Genomic DNA, 12,849 nt, shown 5'->3' with positions numbered 1-12,849 from the left:
CGTGGACCAAGTTTGGAGGTTACATAAAAGTGTGGCTAGCATTTAAAGATATTATTTTTGATGGGTTACAGTATCTATTTTCTATTACTGGTGATTATGGGTGGGCAATTGTTCTGCTGACCGTTGTTATAAGAATCGTCCTTGCACCACTCATCGTCAAACAAACCCGATCTATGCATGAGCTACAAGGAATTCAACCCAAGATCAAAGAACTGCAGAAAAAGTACAAGAACGATAAGGAAAAGCTACAAGAAGAAACTCTAAAGTTCTACCAAGAGAACAAAATCAATCCCTTCGGCGGATGTATGCCGATACTTCTGCAGATGCCGGTTTTCCTTGCGCTTTTTCAGGTTTTGGGAGGCACCCCAGAAAACCCAGGGCATTTGCTCAGGCATCTTCAGGCACTTGAGCCTGCCGAAAGCGTCGTCGCCAAGAGGTTTTCGGTACTAATTGAGGATATAACAGTCACGCCAGCAGCAGTGTTTGCTAGTGATGGCCTTGTCGCCACTCTCCCCTACATAGCCCTGGTAGTGCTCTTCGGTCTGAGTGTTTGGCTCCCCATACAGCTTGCTCCAGGAGAAAAACAGCAAAAGCAAATAGGAATGTTTATGGCTGTAATGATGCTGTACTTTGGCTGGATAAGCCCTGCCGGTGTACTTCTATACTGGGTGACTTCAGCAATTATAGGAATTGCCCAGCAGCAGATTACCCTTAAGGTCCTTACACGCTCAAAGGAGAAAAATTTATGAAAAGAGAGATTATAACCGAGGGTTCATCGGTAGACGCGGCGCTGGAAATTGCCCTTGAGTCTCTGGGGGTACAGCAGGATGCTGTTCAATTCGAGGTAGTCGGGGGATCCGACGAAGGGTTTGCCATTGGCACTGCTGGACCGAGTAAGGTGCGAGTCTGGATCAAGGAGTCTTTTTATCGGGAGATCGAGGAGGCCAGAGCGGCCGTACGGGAGATTGTCGTCGGCGCAGACGGGGAAACCACCACCCCTTTATCCGAAAACGGGCTTTCTGCGGAAGATCTGGATAAGGTAGCTGACGAGGCCGTGGCAATCATTCAGGGAATTTTGAGCGGCTTCGGAATAGCGGCGGAGATTGATGAGTACGAAGGTGATGATGGCGAGATAATTTTGGATATCGTGGGCGATGATCTGGGAATACTAATCGGCAGACATGGAAGAACACTCGAGGCTCTGCAGGTTCTTGTTGGAGCGGCAACCAATCAAAAGCTGGGCTTTCGCCATGCTGTGGTGGTTGATGTTGAGGGTTATAGGAACAGGCTTCGGGAAAAGCTTGAGTCCATTGCCAGGCGTGCTGCAGAAAAAGCGGTAAAGTCACGGGGAACGGTGAGACTGCGCCCAATGTCGAGCTATGAGCGAAGAATAGTTCATCTTGTACTAAAGGACGACAGGCGTGTTGTTACGGTAAGTGAGGGCCAGGAGCCGAACAGGTGTGTTTCGGTTATAAACAAATAGTAAGTAGCTAGACGAATACCAGCAAGGGCGCCCGTGGGCGCCCTTGCTGCTTTAAGTAGTTTTGCCAAAAATCATGTATCCTTGGATATCAGACAACAGTAAGGCTTTAGGAGAATGTTTCACGTGAAACATCAGCAAGCTTCCTCCGACACAGATTATCTCCGTGAGTGCATATCGGCTATAGGCCTCCAGCTGGAGCCCTCGCAGGAAAGCGATCTGCTCTCCCACCTTGGTGCAGTATTGAAACACAACAGCAGGACTAATTTGACCGCAATAACTGAGCCGCGGGATGCAATACGATTGCACATCGTAGACTCGCTATGCGTAGTTCCATATATCAAAAATTACCAAAATCGGCTCATGGACATTGGTTCGGGCGCAGGGTATCCGGGGATGGCAATTGCGATAGCTTGCCCCTGGCTGGATGTAACGATGTTGGAGTCCAACAACAAGAAACATCGCTTTCTTACTCAGGAGATCCAAAGACTTGACTTGTCGCGTGCTGTGGCACTCAACCTAAGAGCCGAAGAGGCCTGCGACATTGCCGGCGGTATGGAGATCGTAACCGCCAGGGCTGTAGCAGCTTTGGTGGCACTCGTTGAGCTATCGGCCCCACTACTGGTGGAAGGCGGTGAGTTGTATGCAATGAAGGGTAGAACTCAAAGTGCAGAGATTGACGAGGCAATGCGGGCCGCGCCTCAGTGCGGAATGTCGTTTCAGAGTAGACATGCTTACACGCTGCCCCTGGGTTCTGAGTGCCGTGAGATATGGATATTTAAAAAGGTAGGTCCGCCCTCAATTCCTTTACCCAGGCGGTCGGGGAGGGCCCAAACCAGGCCACTTGGTAGGTAAAATTCCTTTGAGTTCGACACAGAATATTGTATTCTCAGGGGGCTTGAGTGTCTCATGAGATGGTAGGTGAAGAAGTGGTTTCAACTCAAAGAATAGAGGGCTCCCCCCTGCAGCTAGTTTTGGCTGTGGTAAATCAAAAGGGGGGCGTGGGGAAGAGCACGACAGCGGTGAACCTGGCAGCCTGCCTCGGGGAAAATGGGAAGCGCACGCTTCTTATAGACCTGGATCCTCAGGCGAATGCTACATCTGGGTTTGGGATGAGCAATGGTCAGCGCCAGAAGTGCGTCTATGACGTGCTCCTTGGCGATACGGCGCTTGAAGATATAATAGAGTCGACGCAAAACGAACATGTGTTCGTAGTGCCTGCGACGATACAGCTAGCTGGAGCTGAAATCGAGCTGGTTTCAGCGCTCAGCCGCGAGAATCGTCTGAGGAACATCCTTGCACCAGCTATTTCATCATTTGACTTTGTCATTATTGATTGCCCTCCGTCGCTAGGATTACTGACTGTCAATGCCTTGACGGCTGCTACAGGACTGATAATTCCGATACAGTGTGAGTATTATGCCCTCGAGGGTCTTGCCAAGCTTATGGATAGCGTGCGACTCGTAAAAACACACCTAAACGCTAATCTCGAGATATTTGGTGTGGTCATGACTATGTACGATTCTCGGACGAGACTTTCCCAGCAGGTAGTAGATGAAGTTAGACAACACTTCGACGGTAAGGTATTTGAGACCCTGATCCCAAGAACAGTTAGATTGTCTGAGGCCCCGAGTTTTGGCCTGCCGATTACACAATATGACCCGTCGGGTAAGGGCGCCGAAGCGTACAGATCTCTAGCTAAGGAGGTGGTGTCTCGTGTCGAATAGGCGAGGATTGGGCCGCGGTCTTTCGGCAATAATTCCCAGCATCGCTCAAGAACCTTCACAGGAAGAGCATCTAGTGCCGATCTCTCAGATTTATAGAAATCCGGATCAACCTCGCACTGAAATCGACGAGGAAAGCCTTCTTGAGCTTACAGATTCGATCAAAAAGGTCGGTGTGCTGCAGCCCATAATCGTTCGCCCGTTCGGTGAGGGCTATCAGATAGTCGCCGGTGAAAGGCGCTGGCGTGCGGCTCGTGCGGCTGAATTGGAAAAAGTTCCGGTTCGAGTCCTTGGCGTCAGTGATGGCGAATCTCTTGAAATTGCGCTTATTGAGAACTTGCAGAGGGAAGATCTAAATGCGATCGAGGAGGCCAGGGGCTACCGAAGGCTGCTGACAGAGCATCAAATGACCCAGGCGGAGCTAGCAAATAAAGTTAGCAAGTCGCGATCGGCTGTCACAAATGCTCTAAGGCTGCTCGACTTACCCGAAGAGGTTCAAGAGCTGGTATATGCAGGCAAGGTGTCGGCAGGACACGCCCGGGCAATACTGTCCATTCCTGACGAGCAACTTAGAATCAGATTGGCGGAAAAGGTGTTAGCCGAGGGGCTTTCGGTTAGAGAGACAGAGAACCTCGCAAGGCTTTATGCTGCGGGGAGGGGGGAGAAGTCCACCAGGCCCGTCATGCCAAAACTTTACAAGGTTGTAGCGCGAAGACTGAGAAGAGTTCTGGGAACAGGTGTTCGTATAAAGCAGAGTTCGGGTCGTAGTAGGCTTGAAATAGAGTTTCACGGGGAGGAAGATCTCGAGCGCATATTTCACATTATCAACAGCGACCTAGAGGGACATACGCAAAGGGAGGCTTAGATGTCTCGAAGAAGCGATTTTTTTATTGCGGGAGCCGCTACAGGTTTGGTAGTCGGCTTTGTTGCAGGACTGCTTTTGGCGCCAGTCAGTGGCGCAATTGCCAGAAAGAAAATTGCCGATGAGGCGGCCTACACTATTGAGAGGGCGCGCATCTTAGCTGCCCAGGCAGAAAATATCGCTGAAGTGGTGGGCAGGCGGATGGAGCATTTTCTAGGCAGGGAGGAAGAAGTTGCCTGGGAGAAGATTCGTGAACTGCGCGAAGGCCTGAGTCGCTTCCAGGTTGAGCGCTAGCCTGCCTAAACGGAATGCCCACGGCGCTATCAAACTACTCGGGAAGCCTTCGGTGGTGAGGTCGAGTTTCGTGTTGCCCTTTTAGCTGGCCGCAAGCTGCATCGATATCAGCACCCCTTTCAGTGCGCACGGATACTTGGATGCCGGCTTTTTTGAGGGCACTTTCGATAGCAGAAACTCTATTGCCTGGACTCGGACGATAGGGGCCGCCAGGTACCGGATTGGCCGGAATGAGGTTTATGTGACACGCCAGTTCGGTAGAGAAGTCTATCAGGGACTCAAGTTCATAAGTAGTATCGTTGACTCCTTGAAGGAGCGCAAACTCAAGAGTGGGGCGCCTTCCGGATACCGCTATATAGTTTGTTAGTTCAGAGCGAAGTGCGAGGAGGGGCTGATTTCTGACTCCAGGCATCAGCCGGTTCCTTGTGCTTTGAACCGCAGAGTGCAGCGACACGGCTAGCGTAAACTGCTCAGGCTCTTTGGCAAACTTACGTATTCCCTCAAGTAGCCCGCACGTTGAGACCGTAATGTGTCTTGCGCCGATGCCAGGGCCGGCAGGGCTGTTCAGAATGCGAAGAGCGGCCATAGTGTGAGCATAGTTGGCGAAAGGCTCGCCTTGGCCCATCGCCACGGCGTTTGTCGCTCTCGACCTGAAGTCGCGAGCGACGAGATTTACCTGATCCACCATCTCTCCGGGCAGAAGATCGCGGACAAAGCCGTGCAGGCCAGTCGCACAAAAAGTGCAGCCCAAACGGCAGCCAATCTGAGTGGAGAAGCAGACAGTCAGCCGGTCTTTGCTCGGCAGGCCAACGCTTTCAACAAAAGCACCAGCTCCCAGGGCAAAGAGGTACTTTCTCGTACCGTCTGCCGAGGAAATTTGGCGGGAAATGAGCTTCGGGGCGCTCAAAGGGGCGTGCGCTTTCAGAAACTCGCGAAGGGACTTTGGCAGATTGCCCATTTCATCATAGGAGCTGACCGCATGTTGGTAGAGCCACTCGGTCAGCTGCTGCGATCGATAATCTTCGTGCTTCGCGGCACGAACAAGGCGCTTGAGCCCATCAAGGTCAAGCGCCTTGATTCCACTTTCTTCCGCACTCGGAGTCATCTATGCGCCTAGCTCCTCCAGAGCATTTTTGTACTCATCGCGGTGCTCTTTTTCGTAGCGGCCTACTGAGCGGAAGTAAAAGGCAATATCAGGGAAGCCTTCGGCCTCGGCGATCTCGGCAAACCCAGGGTACATGTCTTGGCACTCATAATCCTCGCCAGCAGCAGCGGTTTTCAGGTTATCCCGAGTGCTACCAAACTTACCCATGTAGGCCAGGTGTCCAAGGGCGTGGGCTGTCTCTTCTCTCATGGCCCTTGCGAAGGCATCAAGAGCAGAGGCGGGAGCCTCTTCGAGTTCAGCAATCCTATGGAAGAGGGAGTACATCCTGTTCGCTTGAGACTCACCGGCAAATGCCGCTTCGAGATTCGCGAGCGTTTTGGTTCCCGTAAGATCGCCTGGTCCGCTGTATTCGGCAAACAAAGAAGCAGGTGCTCCACAAACAGGGCACGCATCGGGAACAGGGCCGACATGAAAGTATCCGCAGCCTTTACATCGTGTGGTTTCAACCATAATCAACTCTCCCTTCGCAGGATCTTGAGGCAATGCTCAAGATGGACAAAGTAACCAAATTACAGGTCTGCTGGCTTAATGCCCACTTCCATGGGCACCTCGATCATCCGCCCATTTCTGTAAAGCCCAAGGGTAACCTCATCTCCAACGCTATGACGCCGAACTAGCAGTATAAGATCGTCCATGGACAGAACGGGGTCGTCGTTTAGGCTTACGACCAAGTCGTCTGGCCTAAGGCCGGCCTTTTCGGCAGAGCTACCCTCTGTCACTTCCACTATCAGGGCGCCCTCTTTTGCGGGGAGATCTTCGGCAGCCGCTAAATCTTCATCCACACTTTGGCCAACGATGCCGAGGAAGGGGTGTTGCACCGTGCCGGTTTCGATGAGTTGATCGGCTATGCGAATCGCATTAGAAACGGGAATGGCAAAGCCGATACCATCGTTTGCTCCGGACTCGGTGAATATCGCAGTGTTGATCCCGATGAGGCGTCCGCGCCGATCAACAAGCGCCCCCCCCGAGTTTCCAGGATTGATTGCAGCATCGGTTTGGATCACATCGACCAGGGGATACGTACTCGGGCTTCCTGAAACCGGCTCGATGATGGAGCGGCCGATTGCGGAAATCACACCAGAGCTAACCGAGTGAGTCAGGCCGAAAGGAGAGCCGATTGCGACAACAAGCTGTCCCACGTCCAGAGCCTCCGGGCCGGCAATTTCGATGGGCGACAGGTCCGCCGGAATCCATATCACCGCAATGTCGGTTTCCGGATCGGCGCCAATGAGCTCTCCCTCATGGCGCTTGCGTTCTATATCGGTGACAACGATCCGATCAGCCTCACCGATTACATGTGCGTTTGTCAGTATTAGAGTGCCACCTTCGGAGCCGCTCCTGAAAGCTACTCCGGAGCCGGTGCCTCTTCGTGGAGTAAGAGGGTGCCCTTCGGGCAGATTTTCTGCAGAACCCTCTGCCGAGCCGGAGACATCAATGTTCACTACGCTGTTGACGGCTTTGGCTGCAGCCTGAACCACAGGCTCAGTAGGAGTTGATAGGGGCTCAATTGGCTTCTCGGCGGCCCTGTCCTCTGCGTATTGCAAATAGGACCAAGCACTAGCTGCTCCGGTTGCGACTCCGGTTATGCTGCCGGCGAGAAGGCCAACGGCCAAGGATATGAGAACAATGGTTTTGACAGACTTAGGGCTGCCGGGCGGCTTTGGTTCTTGGCTCAAAATATCCGGGCTAAGGGGCGGAACGTCAACTCCAGCGTTGGAATTATCTTGCATTTGGTCACCTCAGCGGTAGCGTGCTGTTTATAATGACTTTACCCATCATAAAGGCTAATTGTGTTAGTGGTGTGAACTTGACAAAATCTATCAACGGATCCAGCTTGCACAACAGGAGCGCAATGAGCAGCAACGAACAGCTATCACCAGAGACGCAGCCTCAGGGCAGTGCTCAGGCACCGCCGGAAGCGCAGCCTCAAGGCAACGAACAGCTATCACCAGAGACGCAGCCTCAGGGCAGCGGCCAGAGGGAAAGCGTTTCGTCATGGGTCTTCCTTATCCAATTACTTTTTTGGCTGATCTTTGTTGGCGTGACAACATGGGTGCTAACCAGGAATCCGGGGGTTCCCTCGATACACGATGAGCAATACCCTGTCATTATTGCCTCGGGGCTGGCTCTTGTGGCGATTACACCGGTGGCCACACTGCTGGCCTGGGTGCTATCACGCAAAAGCTCTTCAGAGAGCAGACGCAGCTCATTTTTCTTGTCGCTGCTGAAGTCTGCCACGATTACCGCTGTTGGCACGGCTATCTGGTTTGCCGCTTTGCTATTGATAGACATCTGGAAGTTGAGTTTGGCGTAGGGAGTTCCGATAAGGGGTCGAGATGAAGGCTGTGAACCACCAGAGAGCAGAGACATGCCGAAAGTAGCGGTGCTAAAGGGCGGTCTTTCCGCCGAAAGAGAGGTGTCGCTAAATACTGGCGCCCAGGTTGCTGCGGGCCTGGCTGCTGCGGGATTTCGGGTTGCCGAGATAGATGCGGCGGATCGAGATTTCATCGACCAGATTCTCTCGGAAGCTCCTGATGTCGTTTTCATTTGCTTGCACGGTAGATTTGGCGAGGACGGCACAGTCCAAGGACTTCTGGAGTTGCTTGGGGTGCCGTATGTGGGATCTGGTGTCCTTGCCAGTGCGCTGGCTATGGACAAGGTGATTTCCAAGCAGCTACTGAAGCAAGCAAACATCCCGACGGCTGATTTTTTGGCCCTGCGGCGAGACGAGCCAGTTGATGTCGTTGCCATATCCGAAGCCTTGGGCGTAAAGACTGTGGTAAAGCCGGCTAACGAGGGCTCGGCCATTGGGATAACCATCTCGCACGAGCCGGACGAACTCTCTGCAGCTGTTGAGCGGGCCTTTCTTTTTGACGACCGTGTTCTCGTTGAGGGATTTGTGTCCGGTACGGAAGTGACAGTGGGGGTGCTCGGAAACGACGAGCCAAAAGCCTTGCCTACGCTTGAGATAGTGTCCGAACATGAATTTTTTGATTATGAGTCCAAGTACGTCCCCGGACTAAGTCGACATATTGTTCCTGCCAGGATCAGCAGCGAGGCAGATGCCGAGTGTCAGAGGTTGGCCATCGAGGTTCATCGGCTGTTTGGCTGCAAGGGAATGTCCAGGGCAGACATGATCGTTACGACTGAAGGACAGGTATTTGTACTTGAGACCAACACGATCCCCGGAATGACCTCCACGAGTCTTTACCCAGACGCAGCTCGTGCCGCGGGGATCGAATTTCCGCAACTGTGCGCAAACTTGATTGAGCTCGCGCTTGAGGGCAAGGAAGACTAGCCCGCGCCCGAAGTTGAGAAAGTTTAATCCTGGCAGCCCAGTACTTCCGGTAACGAAATGCGGAAGAGCGATCCTCCGGCGCGGGATCCTGCGCTTGCAATGAGCGTTCCGCCATGGGCTTCTATTATTGTGCGAGCGATATAAAGACCGAGCCCTATGCCTTGCCCTGCCGTATCCCCATCGACCAGTCGTATAAATCTTTGGAAGATGACGTCGCGGTCCTCTTCGGGCACGCCAGGCCCCTCGTCCTCTACATCAACGTGCAGCATTCCATCAGCACACGTGGCCGTCGCTGTTACCAGACTTCCCTCTGGCGAATATTTCTTGGCGTTGATGATCAGGTTTGTAATCGCCTGGCGTAGCCGGAGGCTATCTCCCAGGACCACGGCGCCAGGAGGAGCCTCGCATGTAATCGCGTGAGAAGGGGGGTGGTTCAGTGAAAGGCAGACATCTTTTAGAAGAAGCGATAGATCAACCGGAAGCATCTCGGCAGGAGCGAGCGTGTCTTTTACGAGGGTGGTTGACAGAATGTCCTCGGCAAGGCGCGTCATGACCGATATCGAGTTCTTTGAAGATTCGATCGCCTTAATCGAGTTAGAAGATGTGCACTCCTTGGACAAGATATCAAGATATCCAGCGATAGTTGTAAGCGGAGCTTTCATATCGTGCGAGACGATGGATATTGTCTTCGAGCGCAGGCTGGCAAGGCGGTGAGACTCGGTTACGTCATGCGAGCCAAGGAAAAAGAGGTCACCTCCTGGTTCGCCCTCAAGAGCAGTTACCTTGAGCCAACGAATTGATCTTTCGGGTGTGGAGACGCCGATGAGCGACTCGGTTTTTGTTGCCCCTGAAAACATGTCGTCAAGCGAAATGGGCTGTTGGTGTTCGTTAGTAAAGGAGGCGTGGGTCAGGGCGTCTCGCAAGTTGCTGCCCAGCAAGTCCTTTGTCGATAGCGCAAAGTGGGCTATCGCGCTTGGGTTTACGAGCCGGATGCGGCCTTCGTGCAGCAAGATAGTGCCATCCAGGGAGTGGGCGAAGGCCTTCTCTAGCGCTGCCTTGGCCTCAGTTGCTTGAAGAAGCGCGTCGTTGAGTCTCCTGTCGCGTGATTCGATGGAGGACATCATAAGATTGAAAGCCCCGACGATCTCGCGAAGCTCAAATGGAAGGTGCTCGGAAGCCGGTAGCGGAGTAAAAGAAATGCCAGATGAGGCCGAGGCGGCCTGTTCCCGCATTTTTCCGGAAACAGCCGCTATCGATCGGCCGATCTCCTTTGCGATGAACAGTCCCGCTATGGTGCTGAGCGATACCGTGACAAACAGGGTGAACAAAAATGCCAACTCGGATGTTCCCGCGAGAAGGGGGCCGTATCCAAGTAGTTTGAGTGAGGGCGTGAGGTGTAGTAAGGCGGCAACGCGATAGGCACCGACGGTGATGACGAGTATGGCCAAGACGGTAACCAGAACAGATAACGTCAGCCGTGAGGCCAAAGACTTCGGCAGGAGCCTGTAGTAAATCGAGCGCATGTCCATTCGTTTTTTCAGGGCGACTCCTTTGAAGGAGGGCTTATGCAAATATCGGCGTCTTGAAACATTTGGTCAATACGCTTCAGGACAAGCGGTGAGCCGAGAGGAGAAAAGATAGCCCCTTGACACAGTAAATTATAGAGGAGTAGTATACCCATTGTAGTGAAATTAGTAGGTACTAATTATGTTCTGGAGGGGACACTCGATGGCCAAGAACAGCACCGGGAACGAAGCGCCTGACGGACAAGGCAGCTCTACCGTAGTTACCCTGGATCAACTTTGCTCAGGGGAGCTGGCGGAGGTGGTTGAGGTTAATGACCGTGACGTCAGGACTCAGACTATGCGCCTGGGCATTTGCGGAGGTGCGATGGTAAGTTGTGTCACCAGGATTCCTGCCGGCCCAATCGTTTTGAGGCATGGACTTCAAGAGATTGCACTCGGGCGTGCTCTTGCAAAAAAAATCAGCATCAGGAAGCACCCGATAAATGGCGGGAGGGAGATCAAAGTTGACTCACGGGCATCCTCATAACTCTCCCGTTGTTCGCGAAGGGGTAGAAACCGTTGTATTGGCCGGTAATCCAAATGTTGGCAAGTCGGTGGTTTTTAATGCCTTAACCGGCACGTATGTCGATGTTTCGAATTATCCCGGCACGACCGTCGAGCTCACTCGTGGAGTCTTTGGAGAGCGGGATCTCATCGACACGCCGGGAGTGTACGGGGTATCCAGTTTCAACGACGAAGAACGCGTGGCGCGAGACATCATCATGGACGCGGATATCGTCATCAACGTCGTTGACGCCGTCCATCCGGAGCGGGATCTCTTCCTGACGCTGCACCTTATAGATATGGGCAAGCGCATGGTCGTCGCCCTCAACATGACGGACGAGGCTCGTTCGCGAGGCGTCGTGCTCGACAGGGACTTGCTGGAAGACCTTCTCGGCGTGCCGGTAATAGAAACGGTGGCCGTCGAGGGCAAGGGGATAGAGGAGTTGAAAGCCGCTGTTGGGCAGGCGCGAATCGGCCATGCCGATCCTCACATTGAGGAGCATGCCGTGCTTATGATTTCGCGCGTTGGGTCACAGGCCGAGGCGCTCCTCGTGCTTGAGGGCGATGAGGCTGTCGCTGCTCGGCATGGTGTGGATCCTTCCGATCGCCGTGATGATTTCTACTTGCGCAGGCGTCAGCGCGTCAACGATATCGTCGGACACGTGAGAACGGAAACGGGCGAAAAACGATCGGTCGCCGCCTACCTTTCGCGTGCGATGATGCACCCCGCGACAGGCATACCGATATTGCTGCTGCTGCTGTGGGGCATGTATAAAGTCCTCGGCGAATGGGTGGCAGGTGGAATCGTCGGTGTGCTCGAAGAGGAGCTGATGATCGCTCACTTTGAGCCGCTTGTGCGAGGAGCCACAGGCTCTGTATTCGCCGAGGGATCCGTAGCCTATACGATTCTGGCCGGCGAATTCGGCGTTCTCACCATGACCCCAACGTATCTCATAGGGGTGATTTTTCCGCTTGTCACAGGTTTCTACCTGCTTCTTGGACTTCTGGAGGACTCTGGTTACCTGCCGAGGATAGCGGCCTTGGCCGACAGATCACTTTCAAGTCTTGGCCTCAATGGGCGCGCGGTCATCCCCATCATTCTCGGCTTTGGGTGCGTGACGATGGGGACTTTGACTACACGCATACTAGGATCCAAGCGGGAGCGGTTCATAGCTACCGCCCTCATGGCGATTGCCATACCGTGCTCTGCGCAGATTGCGGTGATCGCAGCGTTGATGGCCGGAACCGGGCCGGTTTACGCGGCAGCCTACTTCGCGGTGCTGCTTGCGATCTTTGTGGGGGTAGGAACCATCCTTGCCCGATTGACTCCGGGGGTGACTACTGACCTTCTTATCGATATTCCCTCGCTCAGGCTGCCCCGGATTGACAACGTACTGCGCAAGACGGTCACAAAAGTTTGGCACTTCATGAAAGAGGTTACGCTCTTTTTTGTGATCGGCGCGCTGGCAATATCGGTACTTTATGTCACTAACGCCCTTACCTGGATCAAGCAGGCCGCAACTCCGTTGACGGTCGGATGGCTCGGGCTGCCGGCGGAAGCGGCGACCGCCTTCGTCATGGGATTTGTGCGTCGCGACTTTGGTGCCGCGGGGTTCTTCATGATGGAGCTGTCACCGGCCCAACTTCTCGTATCGATGATCACCATTACCTTGTTTGTTCCATGCATCGCCAGCGCGATGGTGATTCTCAAGGAGCGGGGAGTCGCATATATGGCAGGTTTGTTCGTGGGCTCCGTGGGAATCGCGTTTCTTGTAGGTGGCCTTGTGGCCAGGGTGATCGGGGTTTTGTAGATGTCCACTTACCCACAGTGCGAGGCGTGCAAGATGCCCCTATCGGCAGGCGCGCTTCGCTGCCCCCGATGCAACAAGGTTGCGGTCAAAGGGTGCAGTGGTTCTTGTGCGTCGTGTAAGTCCCGACACGAGACTCCCTTCCAAAG

General features: G+C 53.6%; 14 protein-coding genes. 10 read left to right on the top strand and 4 right to left on the bottom strand.

Going from position 1 to position 12,849, the window contains the following annotated elements:
* The first annotated feature begins 29 nt into the window (after positions 1–29).
* From KGZ89_00855 to KGZ89_00830, 6 genes are all read left to right on the top strand, one after another.
* Positions 30–749 (top strand): YidC/Oxa1 family membrane protein insertase, encoded by a 720-nt coding sequence (locus KGZ89_00855; protein ID MBS3973409.1) that lies wholly within the window; start codon positions 30–32, stop codon positions 747–749.
* Entirely contained in the window at positions 746–1,483 is a 738-nt protein-coding gene (locus KGZ89_00850) for a KH domain-containing protein (protein ID MBS3973408.1), read from the top strand. Before KGZ89_00855 ends, KGZ89_00850 begins: the two co-directional genes overlap by 4 nt.
* 123 nt (positions 1,484–1,606) lie before the next feature.
* Positions 1,607–2,335: a 16S rRNA (guanine(527)-N(7))-methyltransferase RsmG gene (rsmG, locus tag KGZ89_00845; protein MBS3973407.1), complete on the top strand. Its 729-nt coding sequence runs from the start codon at positions 1,607–1,609 to the stop codon at positions 2,333–2,335.
* Between the two features lie 107 nt (positions 2,336–2,442).
* Positions 2,443–3,207, top strand: coding sequence for a ParA family protein (locus KGZ89_00840; protein MBS3973406.1), 765 nt, complete (start codon positions 2,443–2,445; stop codon positions 3,205–3,207).
* Positions 3,197–4,069 (top strand): ParB/RepB/Spo0J family partition protein, encoded by an 873-nt coding sequence (locus tag KGZ89_00835; GenBank protein ID MBS3973405.1) that lies wholly within the window; start codon positions 3,197–3,199, stop codon positions 4,067–4,069. The genes KGZ89_00840 and KGZ89_00835 overlap by 11 nt, the downstream gene beginning before the upstream one ends.
* On the top strand, positions 4,070–4,360 hold the full coding sequence (locus KGZ89_00830) for a YtxH domain-containing protein (protein ID MBS3973404.1): 291 nt from the start codon (positions 4,070–4,072) through the stop codon (positions 4,358–4,360). It abuts the gene before it with no gap.
* Positions 4,361–4,394: 34 nt separating this feature from the next.
* Here the strand turns inward: KGZ89_00830 and rlmN are convergent, their stop codons facing one another.
* From rlmN to KGZ89_00815, 3 genes are read right to left on the bottom strand one after another with little or no spacing between them, the layout of a single operon-like run.
* Positions 4,395–5,465, bottom strand: a complete 1,071-nt coding sequence (gene rlmN / locus KGZ89_00825) for a 23S rRNA (adenine(2503)-C(2))-methyltransferase RlmN (GenBank protein ID MBS3973403.1) — start codon at positions 5,463–5,465, stop codon at positions 4,395–4,397.
* Positions 5,466–5,975, bottom strand: coding sequence for a rubrerythrin (locus KGZ89_00820; protein ID MBS3973402.1), 510 nt, complete (start codon positions 5,973–5,975; stop codon positions 5,466–5,468). It lies immediately after the preceding gene.
* A 59-nt stretch (positions 5,976–6,034) separates the two neighbouring features.
* On the bottom strand, positions 6,035–7,255 hold the full coding sequence (locus tag KGZ89_00815; GenBank protein MBS3973401.1) for a trypsin-like peptidase domain-containing protein: 1,221 nt from the start codon (positions 7,253–7,255) through the stop codon (positions 6,035–6,037).
* Positions 7,256–7,377: 122 nt separating this feature from the next.
* Between KGZ89_00815 and KGZ89_00810 the strand changes: the two genes are divergently transcribed.
* Entirely contained in the window at positions 7,378–7,839 is a 462-nt protein-coding gene (locus tag KGZ89_00810; GenBank protein ID MBS3973400.1) for a hypothetical protein, read from the top strand.
* Between the two features lie 54 nt (positions 7,840–7,893).
* Complete coding sequence (locus tag KGZ89_00805; GenBank protein ID MBS3973399.1) at positions 7,894–8,823, top strand: D-alanine--D-alanine ligase; 930 nt, start codon at positions 7,894–7,896, stop codon at positions 8,821–8,823.
* A 23-nt stretch (positions 8,824–8,846) separates the two neighbouring features.
* Here KGZ89_00805 and KGZ89_00800 read toward each other — a convergent pair whose 3' ends face one another.
* Complete coding sequence (locus KGZ89_00800; protein MBS3973398.1) at positions 8,847–10,346, bottom strand: PAS domain S-box protein; 1,500 nt, start codon at positions 10,344–10,346, stop codon at positions 8,847–8,849.
* 205 nt (positions 10,347–10,551) lie between these two features.
* Between KGZ89_00800 and KGZ89_00795 the strand changes: the two genes are divergently transcribed.
* Together KGZ89_00795 and feoB are read left to right on the top strand one after the other, a co-directional pair.
* Positions 10,552–10,875, top strand: a complete 324-nt coding sequence (locus KGZ89_00795) for a ferrous iron transport protein A (protein ID MBS3973397.1) — start codon at positions 10,552–10,554, stop codon at positions 10,873–10,875.
* On the top strand, positions 10,832–12,703 hold the full coding sequence (gene feoB, locus KGZ89_00790) for a ferrous iron transport protein B (GenBank protein MBS3973396.1): 1,872 nt from the start codon (positions 10,832–10,834) through the stop codon (positions 12,701–12,703). The genes KGZ89_00795 and feoB overlap by 44 nt, the downstream gene beginning before the upstream one ends.
* Positions 12,704–12,849: the final 146 nt, after the last annotated feature.

This window comes from Actinomycetota bacterium (genome assembly GCA_018334075.1).
Classification (GTDB): domain Bacteria; phylum Actinomycetota; class Coriobacteriia; order Anaerosomatales; family UBA912; genus JAGXSC01.
The sequence above is the reverse complement of the archived record's forward strand: the minus strand, read 5'-3'. Positions and strand labels throughout refer to the sequence as shown.